The organism is Verrucomicrobiia bacterium (genome assembly GCA_023953615.1).
Taxonomy (GTDB): domain Bacteria; phylum Verrucomicrobiota; class Verrucomicrobiia; order Limisphaerales; family JADLHS01; genus JADLHS01.
This window is the reverse complement of record JAMLJH010000001.1, coordinates 1,233,644-1,247,802: the sequence shown is the minus strand read 5'-3', so window position 1 is coordinate 1,247,802 and position 14,159 is coordinate 1,233,644. Positions and strand designations below refer to the sequence as shown.

Below are 14,159 nucleotides of genomic sequence, written 5' to 3'. Positions count from 1 at the left end.
AGACAAAGACTTTTTTATCGGCGACGGCGCATATCCTTGGCGCCAGCTTTCAGGATGAAAGACCCAACCCAACCCATTGAGAGCGGCTCCACCGCGAAAATAAAAGGGACTTGGCGGAAGGCCATACTGGGGCTGGGAATCGTGTTGCTGTGGCTCCCCATAGTTCAAGTGCTTTGTCTGCGTTGGGTGAATCCGCCAACTACCATGCCGCGCCTGCTCTGGCAGTTGAAATATGCTTTCCACCCAGAAAAGAAATCCATGCCAATCCGTTGGCTTGATTTGAAGGATACCCCAGATGACTTTGTGGATGCGGTGATTTATGCCGAAGATTTGAGTTTCTTTGAGCATCATGGCTTTGACTTTGGGGCCATTAAAACCGCCATCCACGAATCGCAAGTCACCGGAAAGCCGCCGCGTGGTGCTTCCACCATCACCCAACAGTGCGCGCGTTCGACCTTTTTGTGGCAAGGCCGGTCTTGGATCCGTAAAGGATTGGAGGCCTATTACTCGATCTGGATGGAGTTGTTGCTCTCGAAGAAAAGAATTCTGACCATCTATGCAAATGTGATTGAGTTGGGTGATGGTGTCTATGGGCTGGAAGCGGGTGCATATCATCACTTCGGAGTTTCTGGAAAATCGCTAAATGCGGAGCAATTGTCAAAACTGCTCGCGATCATGCCCAATCCTAAAAGATGGAATCCCAACGATCTTCCTCCTGCTCCACAGGCTCGGCAACTGTGGATTCTGGATCATATCAACAGTCTCCACGGCAACCGCATTTCCACTCAATGGCAAAGATACCCTCAAGGTGTAATAATCATGCCTGCCAACCCGCCACCCACAGCTGCTGAGATTGATCGGGCACGCTGATGTCAGGCTGCAATGGGTTGTTAGCCCTCCTACTTTTCATTCCGAACTTGTTTGGCGTTCTGGCTGAACGCCTGCACTTTTGCCGCGTCTTTTTTCCGGGTGCGGATTCGACGCCGTTGGACACATCCTCGCCGAACAGTTGCACTCACCGACAAGCTCTTCCGCACCTTGGAAGCGGCCTTCGTCCAAGTCGTCGGTCTGAGTCGGAAGCAAAACATTCCGATGCGCCTGGTGGCGTTGAGCGTGGGGGTGAAGCGGGTGCATGAAGCGAAGCAGATCCGCGGGTTGTTTCCGTAATCGGAGCGTGGCGGCGGAATTTTCCTTTGCGCTCGTTGCCGCCCCGGCTTAGGCTCTCCGCCGGTTTGTCCGATGGTGTAATGGTAGCACAGAGCCCTTTGGAGGCTTTAGTCATGGTTCGAATCCATGTCGGACAACCATGCGGTTTGCCCCGACGCCCTGACTCTCGACCCGCCTTTCGTCACCTTGGTCTCGACAAAGTGCGCCCCGATTCCGCAACCGCCGCCGCCGACGCTCAGGCTTGACTGGGATTCTGGCTACGCCAAGATTAGCGACATGAAGAACACCATCGTCTGGCTCGCTTTGGTCGCCGGTTCCGGTATTTCCTGCACCAGCGCCAACTATTACGTGCATGAATTCAAGCGCACCCAGTTGACCGACAAATTTTGGGGCGAAGGCGCAACGCTCGGCGACTTGAATCGCGACGGCAAGAAGGACCTGATTTCCGGACCGTTCTGGTATGAGGGGCCGGACTTCAAAACGCGCCACGAATTTTATCCCGCCACCACGACCTTCCAACTCAAGCGCGCGGATGGCACCACGCAGACCGTTGAAGGCTTTGAAGGCGCGCTCGGAGTGGAGAACAAGTATTCGGATAATTTCTTCGCTTATGTTTACGACTTCAACGGCGACCAGTGGAACGACATCCTCATCATCGGGTTTCCCGGTGAAGCCACCGTGTGGTACGAGAACCCGAAAGGTCAGGCGGGGCATTGGCAAAAACATCTGGTGCTGGATGTCACCGACAACGAATCGCCCACCTTTACCGACATCACCGGCGACGGGGTGCCGGATTTGGTCTGTTGCTCGAAGGGGTTCTACGGCTACGCGCAATTGGATCCGGAACACCCGACGGCGCCCTGGAAATTTCACCCCATTTCTCCAAACAATAATTATCACAAGTTCACGCACGGGATGGGCGTGGGTGACGTGAACGGCGATGGACGGATGGATTTACTGGAGAAGAACGGTTGGTGGGAACAACCCGCCTCCCAGGCGGGGGATCCCGTTTGGACATTCCACAAATTTGAGTTCAGTCCGCATGGCGGGGCGCAAATGTACGCCTACGACGTGAACGGCGATGGACTGAATGACGTCATCACGAGCTACGCCGCGCATGGATTCGGCTTGTTGTGGTATGAACAAATTCGTGACGGCGGCAACATCACGTTCAAACCGCACGTCATCCTCAGCACGGAACAAAAACGCGTTCCCAATCAATATGGGGTCTCTTTTTCCGAAATCCACGCGTTGGACCTGGTGGATATGGATGGCGACGGACTCAAAGACATCGTGACCGGAAAGCGCTTTTGGTCGCACGGACGCACCGGCGATCCCGATCGCAACGACGCCGCAGTTCTCTATTGGTTCCAACTCAAACGGACTCCGGGTGGTGGAGCGGAGTTTATTCCTCACTTGATTGATGATGCCTCGGGCGTGGGAACTCAAATCGTGGCCACGCCTAACCACGATTCAAAGTATCCCGATCTCGTCGTCGGCAATAAACGCGGCACGTTCTACATCGAACACCTCGTCCGCAAAGTCAGTGAAGCCGAATGGAAAGCCGCTCAGCCTCAACCGACACCATAAATGACACGGCGCCGGGTGGAGCCAGCGATGGTAACGCTTGACTGAATTCAGATAGAACGAGCGCGATCAGTGGCGCTGGCGCGCGCCTTGTCGTTGGTTCAGTGCGGACCGCGTTCCGTGAGGTAGATGACCAAGGCGAAGATCAGCGAAACCGCCAGCCCCACCGCGATGGCCCACTTGATGATGAAGCGTTGCTTACGCCGATAACTGCTGCCGCCCTGACCGGGCAGCAGGTAATAGCGTTGCTTTTCTTCCGGCCGGTCGCGCGGCGATTTTTTGGAGAAGCCAAAAGCCATGGTTCGCGCCGGGATTCTAGCAAGGCTCACCCGCCTGAGCAACGAGTGAAATAAACCGTGGAAACTGTGGCTTGTGAGGCATTTTCTTCCTCGTTAAGCTCGCGACATGGAAACGCCGGCTTGGGTCAATTTGAGCGATGAAGAATTGCTCGAGTGCAAAATTGCCCGGCTGGGATTGAAACTCGAAACGACCCGGCTGCCCGCGTTGATTCAGCAACTCTACGGTGAACTTTCGCAACATGGGCTGCGCTTTCATCCGCCGTGTCATCTGGGCGATGAATGGTTCGTGCCGGTGGGCATTCCGGCGATTTTTATTCCATTCTTTCTTGCGCATGAACGGTTGCGGCAATTGGAACGCAAAATCATGCTCGAAGTGGAAGGCGAAACGGATGAGTGGTTCATGAAACTCCTGCGCCACGAAACCGCCCACGCTTATTCGTACGCCTACCGGTTTGTTCACCAGCGCAAATGGCGCCGCACCTTTGGCCGTTCGGACGCGCGGGAGACGCCCTCGTTTTATCGTCCCCGGCCGCACAGTCGCAGTTTCGTCGTCCACCTGGGCGATTGGTACGCCCAGTCGCATCCGGACGAGGATTTTGCCGAGACGTTTGCGGTCTGGCTGACGCCGGGTCTGGACTGGCGCGCCAAATACCGGGACTGGGGCGCGTTGGAGAAGCTGGAGTATGTGGATGAACTGATGCGTTCGCTGGCGGGCAAACCGCCGTTGCCGCAGCCGGAATATCGCGAGGCGGATTTCAATTGTCTGAACGTCAAGCTCAAGACCTACTACGCCAAGAAGCGGAAGGAATACGAACATTCCTTCCCGGATTTTTATGACAATGATTTGCGCCAGTTGTTCGAGGCCAGCGCGGATGACGCCGGGCGTGTGCAGGCTTCCGATTATCTGCGCCGCCATCGGCGCGACCTGGAATCCGCCATCAGCCAATGGTCAAACGAAAATCGTTATCGCGTGAACAAGCTGGTCGGGAAATTGATTGACCGTTGTGATAAACTGAATCTTTACATCAAATCCTACGACCCCAAACAAAACATTCAGGTGGCGGCTTACATCACAACTTTGGTAGCCAACCATCTGTTCACGGGAAAATTCAAACGCGCAAAATGAATCACTGCCTGCTTCCTGACCGCCCATCGCGCCAACGCAAAGATCGTCGTCCGTTTCACCATCCACCGGCGGCGCAGCGGCGGCGGCACGCCATCAACCACTTGATTTGAATGGATACGACAACCGAAAAATCCTCCGCGCCTCCCGCCACGGCACCCCGCCCGGATAAAGGGAACGCCCCCACGCCCGGCCCGGTCGCTCCGCGCGTGAAACGAAAGTTGAAAATCCTCGCGTTATTCGATGCCATCGCGCCGACGACGATGAATCAGGATTTGAGTCAGGAGTTGCAGACGGGTGATTGGAAAACCGAGGCGCACGTGCTGGCGGCGCTGCGGGAATTGGGGCACACCACCGAGTATCTGGCGATCTTCGACGACCTGAACCTGCTCCAGCAAAAATTGGAAACTTTCACGCCCGACGTCATTTTCAATCTGGCCGATCAGTTCCGGAACAATCGCGCCTTTGACCAAGGCATCGCGGCGTATCTCGAATTGCACGGACTGCCGTTCACCGGCTGCGGCTCCACCGGGTTGACGTTGTGCAAGCACAAGGCGATTTCCAAAAAAATCCTGGGTTACCACCGCATCAAAGTGCCGGACTTCACGGTGATCACGCGCGGCAAGCGTTGCGCGCGGCCGGCGCGTCTCAAATTTCCGATCCTCGTCAAACCGCTGAAAGAGGAAGCCAGTTACGGCATCTCCCAGGCCTCCTTCGTCGCCAACGACGAGCAACTCAAGGAGCGGGTGCAATTCATCCATAACTCGTTCGATTGCGACGCCATCGCCGAGGAATACATCGCCGGTCGCGAGTTGTACGTGAGCCTGTTGGGCAATCACCGGCTGGAAGTGTTCCCGGTTCGCGAGCTGGTGTTTAAGGAAGTGCCCGACGAACCCAAAATCGCCACCTATCGCGCGAAGTGGGACGAGGAGTATCGGCGCAAATGGGGGCTGCAGAATCAGTTCGCCGCTGATTTGGACCCCGCATTGATCCGCGACATCATCCAGACCACCAAACGGATTTATCACTTGCTGACAATTGACGGCTATGCGCGTCTGGATTTGCGGGTTACGCCGCAAAATGAGATTTATTTTATCGAAGCGAACCCCAACCCCATTCTGGCGGCGGACGAGGATTTTGCGCAATCCGCGTTGCGCGCCGGGCTGGCCTACCCGCAATTGATCGAGCGCATCATCCGGACCGGATTAAAGACGGTGCGTGAGTAAACGGACGCCGCTCAAAACGTCCAACCAAACGTCAGCGAAACCGAGTGCGTGCGGAGCTGATTCAATTTGAAGTTGCCCGGCACGTTGCGGAACTCCCATGACGGGCTGTCCGCCACGTTGAAGCGATAGAACAAACCGAGACTGAAGCGTTCGTGGAACTCGTACCGAATGCCGGCGAATCCTTGATACGTGAACGCCCACGCGTCGCTGTCGTCGCGCAGCGTGGTGCCGGCGAACATGATGTTTTGCGCGTCCAAATGCAGCCATTGCCCGCCAATGCCCGCGCCGATCATCGGCACAATACCCGCAGGGTTCGGATATTGCAGAATGAGGTTGGCGAGGATCGGCACGCGGTAAAAATTCGCACTGGCCGCCGTGGCGCCCGTGATTTGATCCAGGCCGTTGTAATTAAATCCGCTCTCCACCTCGACCTTGAAAAAAGTGGTGATTTCCTGGCCAATGCCGATGCCGAAATGGAATCCCGGATCAAACTTCAAAGTTGTGCCGCCCACCGGCGCGCCAAAAAAATCCCGGATGGTGGCCTTTTGCCCGTACGCCGGGCCGGCCTCATACCAACCATAAACTCCATCCGCATAGAACGGAGCGTCCCAGTCCGCCGCGCGGGCCGTACCGAGCAGCAGCCCCAAGGTGGCCGTCGCGGCAAAAAGTCGTTTGGCAATCATTTGTCCACAGCCTAGAGGAATGGCTTGGTTTGACTCAAGCGGCGAATTGGCCGCTTTCCCTCTTTCCTCCAAGCCAGCGGCGTGTCCTCGCAACTCATCGCTTCATTCATCCGCACGAGATTGAGGACGAGTGCGGAAGTGAACCTGAATTGTTTGCCGCAAAGAAGCGCAAGATCCGCAAAAAGGTTATTCCGTTCCGGGCGACTCGACCAATCGGCGCGGTAAATCCCGCGCGCCGTGGATCAGCCGCCACGCTTCCAGATGAATTTCGGTCACGCGATAAAAAATCAGAAATCGTTGAAACGGGGCCACGATCGGAAAAGACCACAATCCTTGCAGAATCGGATTCCGAAATCGCCGCCGTCGGCCCAAGTCGGGTTGGCGAGAAAGTTTGAGCAGGGTTTGATCAACGGCATTGAAGAAACGCCAAGCCAGTTCCTCGCCCGCTTCATCAACATACCAACTGAACTGGCTGGTAACGTCAGCGTGAAACAGCGGCGACTTTTTGATGGCTCGACTCATCCGTGTTTTTCACGAATGACCTTCTCACATGCCGCGCGCATTTCCTCTGCGGAGTAAGGCGTGAACGGCCCGTTGGCCGCCTTCAACAATTCCGCCTCCAGTTCCGGACTGTCCGCCTCCAAATCCAGCAATTCACCCGGTGACAACGTGACTTGCCGCTCGCCGTCCGTGAGCACAATCACTTCGCCGCGATACGCCTCGGCGATGAGCTGGCCGAGTTGTCCTTCCGCCTCGCGAATGGGAATCGCTTTCATGGGCGAACCCTAACTGACGCGGGAACCATGGGCAAGGGGCTTTCCCTCTTTCCTCCAAGCCAGCGGCGTTCCACCCGGACCAACTGCATCCTTCCGGCTAAGGCGAGCTTGCTATTGGGGGCGCATGACCGTGAAGGTTACATCGTAAGATTAGTTCTGGCGCTTCGTTCATGACCATGATGCCACTGGCCAAGCACAAGGCTTTTCAAATTATGCGGCAAAAAATTTCTGGATTTCCTTCACCACGGTGACCAGATGATCCACCTCGGCTCGGGTGTTGTAGAAATAAAAACTGGCGCGCGCGGTGGACTCGACGCCCAGCTTGTGCATGAGCGGTTGGGTGCAATGGTGTCCGCCCCGCAAGGCAATGCCACCCTGGTCCGCCAACGTCACCACGTCGTGAGCATGAACGTCTTTGAGCAAAAAACTGACGAGTCCCGCGCGACCGGTTTTCGGACCAAACAACCGGATGTCTTTCAAGGCGGCCAGTTGATCGTAGGCGTATTGCGCCAGCTCTTGGTCGTGCTTCCAGATGTGGTCGCGCCCGATGGCGTCCAGATAATCCATGGCCGCGTGCAATCCGACCGGGCCGGCGATGTTCGGGGTGCCGGCCTCGAAACGGTGCGGCGGCGCTTTGAAAGTGGTTTTATCGTAGTTCACCGTGAGAATCATTTCGCCACCACCTTGGTAGGGCGGTAGTTGTTCCAAAAGTTCCTGACGCCCGTACAACACGCCAATCCCGGTGGGGCCGCAAATTTTATGACCGCTAAAAGCAAAGAAATCGCAACCGATGGCCTGCACATCCACGGGCAGATGCCCGGCGCTTTGCGCGCCATCCACCAACGTCACAATACCCAGCTTGCGGGCTTTGGCGCAAAGTTCAGCAACGGGATTCACCACGCCCAACGCGTTCGAGATGTGAACCATCGAAAGCAGTTTCACTGACGAAGTCAGCATGGCGTCAACGCGCGACAAATCCAGAATGCCTTCATCACCCAACACCGGCAGGTAGGCGACTTTGGCGCCGGTTCTTTCAGCAAGCAATTGCCACGGCACGATGTTGCTGTGGTGCTCGGCTTCGGTCAGCAAAATCACATCGCCCGGGCGCAGGAATTTGGCGCCCCAGGAACTGGTCACCAGGTTGATGGCTTCGCTGGTCCCGCGCGTCCAGACGATCTCCTCCGCGTGCCGCGCGTTGATGAACTGGGCGGCGCGGGCGCGGGCATTTTCGTACGCGTGCGTGGCACGGTTGCTCAATTCGTGGATGCCGCGATGCACATTGGCGTTGTCGTGTTCGTAATAATGCACCAACGCCTGCACGACGGCGCGCGGCTTTTGCGCCGTGGCGGCGTTGTCGAAATAGATCAGCGGTTTGCCGTGGACTTTTTGATCGAGGATCGGAAAATCTTTTCGCAGCGCGGCCCAGTCAATAGTCTTCTTGTCAGTCATGAAAATTTAACCACGGATGGGCACAGATGAACATGGATAAACGCAGCCAAACCGGTCTTTTTACTGCGCGCTCGCATCATCGTAATCATCTTCAACCCCAACGTAGTTTTCTTTGTAGTTTTCTCCATCTTCCTCGGGGCGCGTTGAAACCCAGCGAAGGCCTTCCGCAAGAGGAATCCTTGTTGGAGGACCATTTTCACATGGTAGATCCAGTCCTTCCTCGGGAACGTGTTCTGCAGAACAAAATTCGCGCCGGGCGTATGGGTGAATGAAGTAATCGTAAATACCCGCATCCAGTTCAATTCCCATCCATTGTTCAAAGCAGGCGATGGCGTATTCATCAAGCTTTCGGGGCGACTTAAATTCATCTTCCGGAGGAAAACCAAAGGCGACGTTCAGTGCTTCAAGACTAACCGCTTCCAAATCTATATGCGCATCTCTGAATTGAGCGTCCTTTTCATAGCGCTTCAAAACTCTTTTGATGCGAGGGTCGTCGCTGGCCATGCGTCAAATGGTTTTATCCGTGTGAATCCGTGTCCATCCGTAGTCGAAATCACATCAAACCCAATTGCAACTTGGCCGCTTCGGTCATCATGCCCTGATTCCAGGGCGGCTCCCAAACCAGTTCCACGTCGGCCTCGTCAATCGGTTCGAGCGAAATCAATTTATTTTGCACGTCCTGCGCAAGCACCGATCCCATGCCGCAGCCCGGCGCGGTCAATGTCATTTTCACTTCCGCTTTGTACGTGGCGTTGCCGGTGGGCGTCAGGTGGCAGTCGTAAATCAATCCCAGGTCCACAATGTTGACGGGAATCTCCGGATCGTAGCAGGACTTGAGCGATTCCCAGACCTGCTTTTCGAGCGCTTCCAGCGTGACCGGTCCGGCGGTCGCCGTCTTGGTTTGCGCTTGCGCTTCGATCCCGAGCGCATCAGCGTCTTTGCCTTCGATGCGGAACATGTTTCCGTTCACCACCACGGTGTAAGCGCCGCCCAACGATTGCGTGATATGGGCCTGTTCGCCTTTCATCAGAACGACTTTGGTGCCCACGGGCACCAGGGCGGCATCTACATCGCGGGAGAGGGTAACGGTTTTCTCGCTCATAAAATCAAAAGTTCTACCCGAACGATCACAGCGTGACAGAACGCTACAACATAGGCCAGTCGAAACCGGTCGCAAATCGCGTTGACCGGTTGGCGAGAATAGCCGCATCATGACTCACGGAGCCGGGCTAACGCCCGCTGAAATGAATTTCAACTGAAACTGATTATGCATCTCGACGACCTTTACTCTGAATTAACCCTCAAACCGAGCGGCAAGCTGGCGCTCCTCGTCCTGGACGGTCTGGGCGATCTGGCCATCAAAGAACAAAGCTACCTCACGCCGTTGGAAGCGGCCTACACGCCCAATCTCGACGCGCTTTCCAAAAGCTCTGCGCAAGGTCGGATGATTCCCGTCGCGCCGGGCATCACCCCCGGCAGCGGCCCGGGCCATCTGGGTTTGTTCGGTTACGATCCGGTGGATTACCAGGTCGGACGCGGCGTGATCGAAGCGCTGGGGCTGGGCGTGGAATTGAAGCCCGGCGACATCTGTGCGCGCGCCAACTTCGCCACCTTGGACGCCAAAGGCGTCATCACCGATCGGCGCGCGGGGCGGATTCCGACTGCCACCTGCGAACGTCTGGTGGAGTTGTTGCGGTCCAAGATCAAAAAAATCGGTGAAACGGAAGTCATCATCAAGGCGGGCAAAGAACATCGGTTCGTGGTGGTGTTCCGGGGGCACGGCTTGGAAGGGCCGCTGACGGATGCGGACCCCAATCGCGAAGGGTTGCCCATTCCCACCGTCGCGCCGCGCGATCCCAAAAATGCGAAACAAAAGAAAACGGCAAAGTTGATTGCTGATTTTTACAAACTGGCCCTGCCGATCCTGCATTCGGAAAAACCGGCGAACGGTTTTCTCATGCGCGGCATCGCGCATCAGCCGCACCTGCCGCGCTTTGAAGAACGTTACCAGCTCAAAGCCGCCTGCCTCGCCGTTTATCCAATGTATAAAGGGCTGGCGCAACTCGTCGGCATGACCAAACTGGAAGGCCCGCAAACCATCGCCGAACAGTTCGAGCGTTATCTGACCGAATACGACAACTACGATTTCTTCTTCATCCACTATAAATACACCGACAAAGCGGGCGAAGACGGCAACTTTGCCGCCAAGAAAAAAGCCGTGGAAGACTTCGATGCCGCGCTGCCGATCCTGCTGAAGAAGCGACCGTCCGTCATCGCCATCACGGGCGATCACTCCACGCCGTGCGCCTTGAAGGGGCATTCGTGGCATCCGCAGCCCGTGCTGCTCAACTCCGCCGTCAGCGGTTGGGACAAACTGGATCGCTTCACCGAAACCGGCGCCAACTCGGGTTCGCTCGGAATTTTTCCGTCCAAATTTCTGATCCGATTGATGCAGGCCAACGCGCAAATGTTCAATAAGTTCGGCGCGTAAAGATTGTCGCGGCGATCCATGACCGCCGCCATTTTCTCCTGAACCCGGCGCGGCCGACGACCGGAGTGAACTTCAGGCTTCAGAGCGGGTTTTATGATACGAGTAAAAGTTTGCTGTATCGGCTCGGTTGAAGAAGCTCGCCTCGCCGTGCGTGAGGGCGCTTCCGCCTTGGGCTTCGTATCAGAAATGCCCAGCGGCCCGGGCGTCATCGCGGAAGACGTGATCAACCAGATCGCCAGCACCGTCCCGCCGTCCATTGGCACGTTCCTGCTTACCAGTCGGACGGAGCCAAAGGCCATCATCACCCAGCAACGACGTTGCCGCACCAATACCATTCAGCTTTGCGACCGGCTGACGGCTGCGGCCCACTTGGCTTTGCGCGAGGCATTGCCCGGTATCTCACTGGTGCAGGTCGTTCACGTCAGCGACGAATCTTCAATAGACGAAGCTCTGGAATTGGGGCGTCGGGCGGATGCGATCTTGCTGGACTCTGGCAACCAGAATGCACCCATAAAGGAACTGGGCGGGACCGGACGCACGCACGATTGGTCGCTCAGCAAGCGGATTATTCAAAGCTCGACGGTGCCTGTGTTTCTCGCGGGCGGTTTGTGCGCGGCCAATGTCGGCGAAGCGATACGCTCAACCCGACCGTTCGGAGTTGATCTCTGCACCGGCGTCCGTACGAACGGGTTACTGGATCCGAAGAAGCTGAGTAGCTTCATGAACGCCGTCGAAGCAGCGTCCTGACAATCGAAGGATTGGAAATTATCACCATGCCCAGCCAACTCCGCAGAGAGACAAGGGAATGATGGGCAGAGGAATGGGGAATGGGGAATGGGGGAGCACCGCCGTCCTCGGCGGTAGTCGTTCGCGTCTCGCGGACGACAAGCAGTTCTATAGTTAGGGGACACCGAGGCATCTCGACTTGGTTTGGTCGGAACTGCGGCGGGACGCCGCCGCCACATTGTTGGCCGGAACGATTCGATTGGAGTTTGGGTGGAACGGGCTACTGGCTGGCTGATGCAGATTCTGTCGGGCGAGACGCCCGCCAGCACACGCGAGACGCGTATGCTCCCCAGTCGCACTGGCACGATCACTACTGCGAAATACACGGAATACGCGAACGGAAAGACAAGGGAATGATTGGCAGAGGAATGGGGATTGGGGGAGCACCGCCGTCTCGGCGGTGGTCGTTCGCGTCTCGCGGACGACAAGCAGTTCTAAAGTTAGGGGACACCGAGGCATCTCGACTTGGTTTGGTCGGAACTGCGGCGGGATGCCGCGGCCACATCGTTGGCCGAGCACACGCTCACGACGACAGCGTCGTTATATCGGGAGGCCGCGTTCCGCCGAAATTCGAGGTGTATTTCAATAATACCGGTTGGACAAAGGCTTACAAAATTCGCATAGTTTCCGCGACCAGAATATGATAAGAAATTCCACTCAAAAATTGTCGGACGAGAGGGAGACGGATGCTCATCATGTGGATGGACTCGGAGATGACGTGGTCAATCATGTGCTAACACCGGGTGGCGTTGGCATATCCACTTCCGCAGGTCACGTTACTGGTTCGACGTGGCTGAGCCGAGCATATTAAGCATTACATCGTGCGATGAGATTTTCAGCCAGTATTGCGATTTTGCTTGGGAGCATTTTTTGTCAGGGGTGTGTCGTCTTTCCCTATCCAACGCCAGAAGTGCGCGGGTCGGTGGTTGATGCTACGACCAAGCAAGCGATTTCAGGTGTGAGGATAGCAGTTCGCAATCATTCCAACATTCATTGCACGTCGGCAGCAGACGGAAGCTTTACTTTGCCAGCCGGAAGCAGATGGGGATTTTGCTTTTTAATGCCCGGCGACTATCTGGCGTTGGCTGATGTTTGTTTCAAAGCAGAAGATTATCGGAGTGTCATCAATCGGTATTGTGGTGGTATGGGCAGTGGTCGCCCTGTTATTTTGGAGCAGCCAGTTGAGTTACAGAAACAGACGCAACCGTGATGCTAAACTCCGCGGGGACGCGCCGATGAGTCACCGCACGGCAGTGAACTTCACCACCACTTGTGGTGTTTTATGGGGGAGGGACACGTTTCATCGCGTCCCTAGCTAAACGCAGACTGCACTGGTCGGCAGGTTGCCAACCAGAACAGCCAAGTTGGCTGTTCCACCCAGACCCAAAGTGGCACCGCCGTCTCGGCGGTGGTCGTTCGCGTCTCGCGGACGACATCGGGTTATCATGCAATCAAAGCGTTTGGGGCTGTCAACCGTCGCAGCTTCTTAGCTGCGGAGCAGCGATAGCTGGTAGCCCACGGCGTGAGCCGTGGGGAAAGATGGAAAGAAAATCCAGCCCCGGAGGGGCGGCAGAACGTCTCGCAACTTCTGGTTTTCCATCGCCCCTCCGGGGCTTGAGTCTGGGCCACGCTTTACCCACGGCTCACGCCGTGGGCTACCCTCCGCCGCGCCTCCGGCGCTGAAAATAAAAACCTCAACCGCTCAACCCACGGCAATTTACTTTCGCGTTGGGGAATGTTACAACGCGGCGTGCTTAATGATGCCTCACTTTGGAAAGCGTTGACCGACCGACGGCGGCTTGCCTTGATCGCCGGGCCTTGCGTGATCGAGTCGGAAAAACTCTGCCTGGACGTGGCGGCGGCGTTGAAAAAAACCTGCACCCGTCTCCGCATCCCTTACGTTTTCAAAGCGAGCTTCGATAAGGCGAATCGCACTTCGGATCAGTCGTTTCGCGGGCCGGGTCTGGTCGCCGGGCTAAACGTGCTGGCCCGGGTGCGCGCGAAAATCGGTGTGCCCGTGCTCACCGACATCCACACCGAAGCGCAAGCCGCCGCCGCGGGCGAAGTGGTGGATATTTTGCAAATCCCCGCCTTCCTCTGTCGTCAAACGGATTTGATCGAAGCCGCCGTGGCCACGGGAAAAATTGTGAATATCAAGAAGGGACAGTTTCTTTCGCCGCAAGAAATGGGGCGCGTGGTGGCCAAGGCGCGTCGCGCCGGTGGCAAACGGATTTTATTGACCGAACGCGGCACGACGTTCGGTTACAACAATCTGGTGGCGGATATGCGCGCGATCCCGATTCTGAAACAGACCGATTGCCCGGTCATTTTTGACGCGACCCACTCGGTGCAATTGCCGGGGGCGGGTGGCGATCAATCCTCCGGCCAGCGGGAATTCGCGCCGGTGCTGGCGCGCGCGGCGGTGGCGGCGGGCGCCAACGGCGTGTTCATTGAAACCCATCCCCATCCTGACAAGGCGCTCAGCGATGGCCCGAACATGATCGCCTTGGCGGACCTGCCCAAAGTGTTGCAAAGCTTGCGAAAGGTTTTTGCCGCCGTGAACCCAGGTTAA

The 14,159-nt window shown here is 56.6% G+C and carries 15 protein-coding genes and 1 tRNA gene; 9 read left to right on the top strand and 7 right to left on the bottom strand.

The genetic code is table 11. The annotated features are described in order from the left end of the window. Positions 1-54 precede the first annotated feature (54 nt). The 3 genes from mtgA to M9920_05170 all read left to right on the top strand — a co-directional run bounded on the left by mtgA (position 55) and on the right by M9920_05170 (position 2,757). The gene (gene mtgA, locus M9920_05180) at positions 55-870 is read left to right on the top strand and encodes a monofunctional biosynthetic peptidoglycan transglycosylase (GenBank protein ID MCO5051675.1); all 816 of its coding nucleotides are present in this window, start codon (positions 55-57) and stop codon (positions 868-870) included. A gap of 363 nt (positions 871-1,233) precedes the next feature. Then, positions 1,234-1,307 (top strand) — tRNA-Gln (locus M9920_05175). A 136-nt stretch (positions 1,308-1,443) separates the two neighbouring features. Continuing rightward, positions 1,444-2,757 carry a VCBS repeat-containing protein gene (locus M9920_05170; GenBank protein MCO5051674.1) on the top strand — a complete coding sequence of 438 codons (1,314 nt, stop codon included), beginning with the start codon at positions 1,444-1,446 and terminating at the stop codon, positions 2,755-2,757. A gap of 98 nt (positions 2,758-2,855) precedes the next feature. Here the strand turns inward: M9920_05170 and M9920_05165 are convergent, their stop codons facing one another. Beyond that, positions 2,856-3,053, bottom strand: a complete 198-nt coding sequence (locus M9920_05165) for a hypothetical protein (GenBank protein MCO5051673.1) — start codon at positions 3,051-3,053, stop codon at positions 2,856-2,858. 106 nt (positions 3,054-3,159) lie between these two features. Between M9920_05165 and M9920_05160 the strand changes: the two genes are divergently transcribed. Beyond that, positions 3,160-4,179 carry a hypothetical protein gene (locus tag M9920_05160; GenBank protein MCO5051672.1) on the top strand — a complete coding sequence of 340 codons (1,020 nt, stop codon included), beginning with the start codon at positions 3,160-3,162 and terminating at the stop codon, positions 4,177-4,179. Between the two features lie 110 nt (positions 4,180-4,289). Beyond that, a complete protein-coding gene (locus M9920_05155) occupies positions 4,290-5,402 on the top strand; it encodes a hypothetical protein (protein MCO5051671.1) in 1,113 nt (370 codons plus the stop codon). Between the two features lie 11 nt (positions 5,403-5,413). On the opposite strand, the gene M9920_05150 is transcribed toward M9920_05155, so the two are convergent. From M9920_05150 to sufT, 6 genes are all read right to left on the bottom strand, one after another. After that, on the bottom strand, positions 5,414-6,085 hold the full coding sequence (locus M9920_05150) for a porin family protein (GenBank protein MCO5051670.1): 672 nt from the start codon (positions 6,083-6,085) through the stop codon (positions 5,414-5,416). 186 nt (positions 6,086-6,271) lie between these two features. Then, a complete protein-coding gene (locus M9920_05145) occupies positions 6,272-6,607 on the bottom strand; it encodes a type II toxin-antitoxin system RelE/ParE family toxin (GenBank protein ID MCO5051669.1) in 336 nt (111 codons plus the stop codon). Continuing rightward, positions 6,604-6,861: a hypothetical protein gene (locus M9920_05140; GenBank protein ID MCO5051668.1), complete on the bottom strand. Its 258-nt coding sequence runs from the start codon at positions 6,859-6,861 to the stop codon at positions 6,604-6,606. The genes M9920_05145 and M9920_05140 overlap by 4 nt, the downstream gene beginning before the upstream one ends. Positions 6,862-7,071: 210 nt before the next feature. After that, positions 7,072-8,310 carry a cysteine desulfurase gene (locus tag M9920_05135; protein MCO5051667.1) on the bottom strand — a complete coding sequence of 413 codons (1,239 nt, stop codon included), beginning with the start codon at positions 8,308-8,310 and terminating at the stop codon, positions 7,072-7,074. A 60-nt stretch (positions 8,311-8,370) separates the two neighbouring features. Further along, complete coding sequence (locus M9920_05130) at positions 8,371-8,814, bottom strand: hypothetical protein (protein MCO5051666.1); 444 nt, start codon at positions 8,812-8,814, stop codon at positions 8,371-8,373. Between the two features lie 49 nt (positions 8,815-8,863). Then, positions 8,864-9,412 (bottom strand): putative Fe-S cluster assembly protein SufT, encoded by a 549-nt coding sequence (sufT, locus tag M9920_05125; GenBank protein ID MCO5051665.1) that lies wholly within the window; start codon positions 9,410-9,412, stop codon positions 8,864-8,866. A gap of 165 nt (positions 9,413-9,577) precedes the next feature. Between sufT and M9920_05120 the strand changes: the two genes are divergently transcribed. The 4 genes from M9920_05120 (at position 9,578) to kdsA (ending at position 14,159) form a co-directional block, all read left to right on the top strand. Beyond that, positions 9,578-10,801: a 2,3-bisphosphoglycerate-independent phosphoglycerate mutase gene (locus tag M9920_05120; protein MCO5051664.1), complete on the top strand. Its 1,224-nt coding sequence runs from the start codon at positions 9,578-9,580 to the stop codon at positions 10,799-10,801. A gap of 93 nt (positions 10,802-10,894) precedes the next feature. Next, positions 10,895-11,548, top strand: a complete 654-nt coding sequence (locus M9920_05115) for a phosphoribosylanthranilate isomerase (GenBank protein MCO5051663.1) — start codon at positions 10,895-10,897, stop codon at positions 11,546-11,548. 865 nt (positions 11,549-12,413) lie between these two features. Then, entirely contained in the window at positions 12,414-12,797 is a 384-nt protein-coding gene (locus M9920_05110) for a carboxypeptidase-like regulatory domain-containing protein (GenBank protein MCO5051662.1), read from the top strand. A gap of 525 nt (positions 12,798-13,322) precedes the next feature. Beyond that, positions 13,323-14,159, top strand: a complete 837-nt coding sequence (gene kdsA / locus M9920_05105) for a 3-deoxy-8-phosphooctulonate synthase (protein MCO5051661.1) — start codon at positions 13,323-13,325, stop codon at positions 14,157-14,159.

Bases quoted from the DNA above. Each gene is read 5' to 3' on its own strand.
- mtgA (MCO5051675.1), top strand. From the start codon at position 55: ATGAAAGACCCAACCCAACCCATTGAGAGCGGCTCCACCGCGAAAATA.
- M9920_05170 (MCO5051674.1), top strand. From the start codon at position 1,444: ATGAAGAACACCATCGTCTGGCTCGCTTTGGTCGCCGGTTCCGGTATT.
- M9920_05165 (MCO5051673.1), bottom strand. From the start codon at position 3,053: ATGGCTTTTGGCTTCTCCAAAAAATCGCCGCGCGACCGGCCGGAAGAA.
- M9920_05160 (MCO5051672.1), top strand. From the start codon at position 3,160: ATGGAAACGCCGGCTTGGGTCAATTTGAGCGATGAAGAATTGCTCGAG.
- M9920_05155 (MCO5051671.1), top strand. From the start codon at position 4,290: ATGGATACGACAACCGAAAAATCCTCCGCGCCTCCCGCCACGGCACCC.
- M9920_05150 (MCO5051670.1), bottom strand. From the start codon at position 6,085: ATGATTGCCAAACGACTTTTTGCCGCGACGGCCACCTTGGGGCTGCTG.
- M9920_05145 (MCO5051669.1), bottom strand. From the start codon at position 6,607: ATGAGTCGAGCCATCAAAAAGTCGCCGCTGTTTCACGCTGACGTTACC.
- M9920_05140 (MCO5051668.1), bottom strand. From the start codon at position 6,861: ATGAAAGCGATTCCCATTCGCGAGGCGGAAGGACAACTCGGCCAGCTC.
- M9920_05135 (MCO5051667.1), bottom strand. From the start codon at position 8,310: ATGACTGACAAGAAGACTATTGACTGGGCCGCGCTGCGAAAAGATTTT.
- M9920_05130 (MCO5051666.1), bottom strand. From the start codon at position 8,814: ATGGCCAGCGACGACCCTCGCATCAAAAGAGTTTTGAAGCGCTATGAA.
- sufT (MCO5051665.1), bottom strand. From the start codon at position 9,412: ATGAGCGAGAAAACCGTTACCCTCTCCCGCGATGTAGATGCCGCCCTG.
- M9920_05120 (MCO5051664.1), top strand. From the start codon at position 9,578: ATGCATCTCGACGACCTTTACTCTGAATTAACCCTCAAACCGAGCGGC.
- M9920_05115 (MCO5051663.1), top strand. From the start codon at position 10,895: ATGATACGAGTAAAAGTTTGCTGTATCGGCTCGGTTGAAGAAGCTCGC.
- M9920_05110 (MCO5051662.1), top strand. From the start codon at position 12,414: ATGAGATTTTCAGCCAGTATTGCGATTTTGCTTGGGAGCATTTTTTGT.
- kdsA (MCO5051661.1), top strand. From the start codon at position 13,323: ATGTTACAACGCGGCGTGCTTAATGATGCCTCACTTTGGAAAGCGTTG.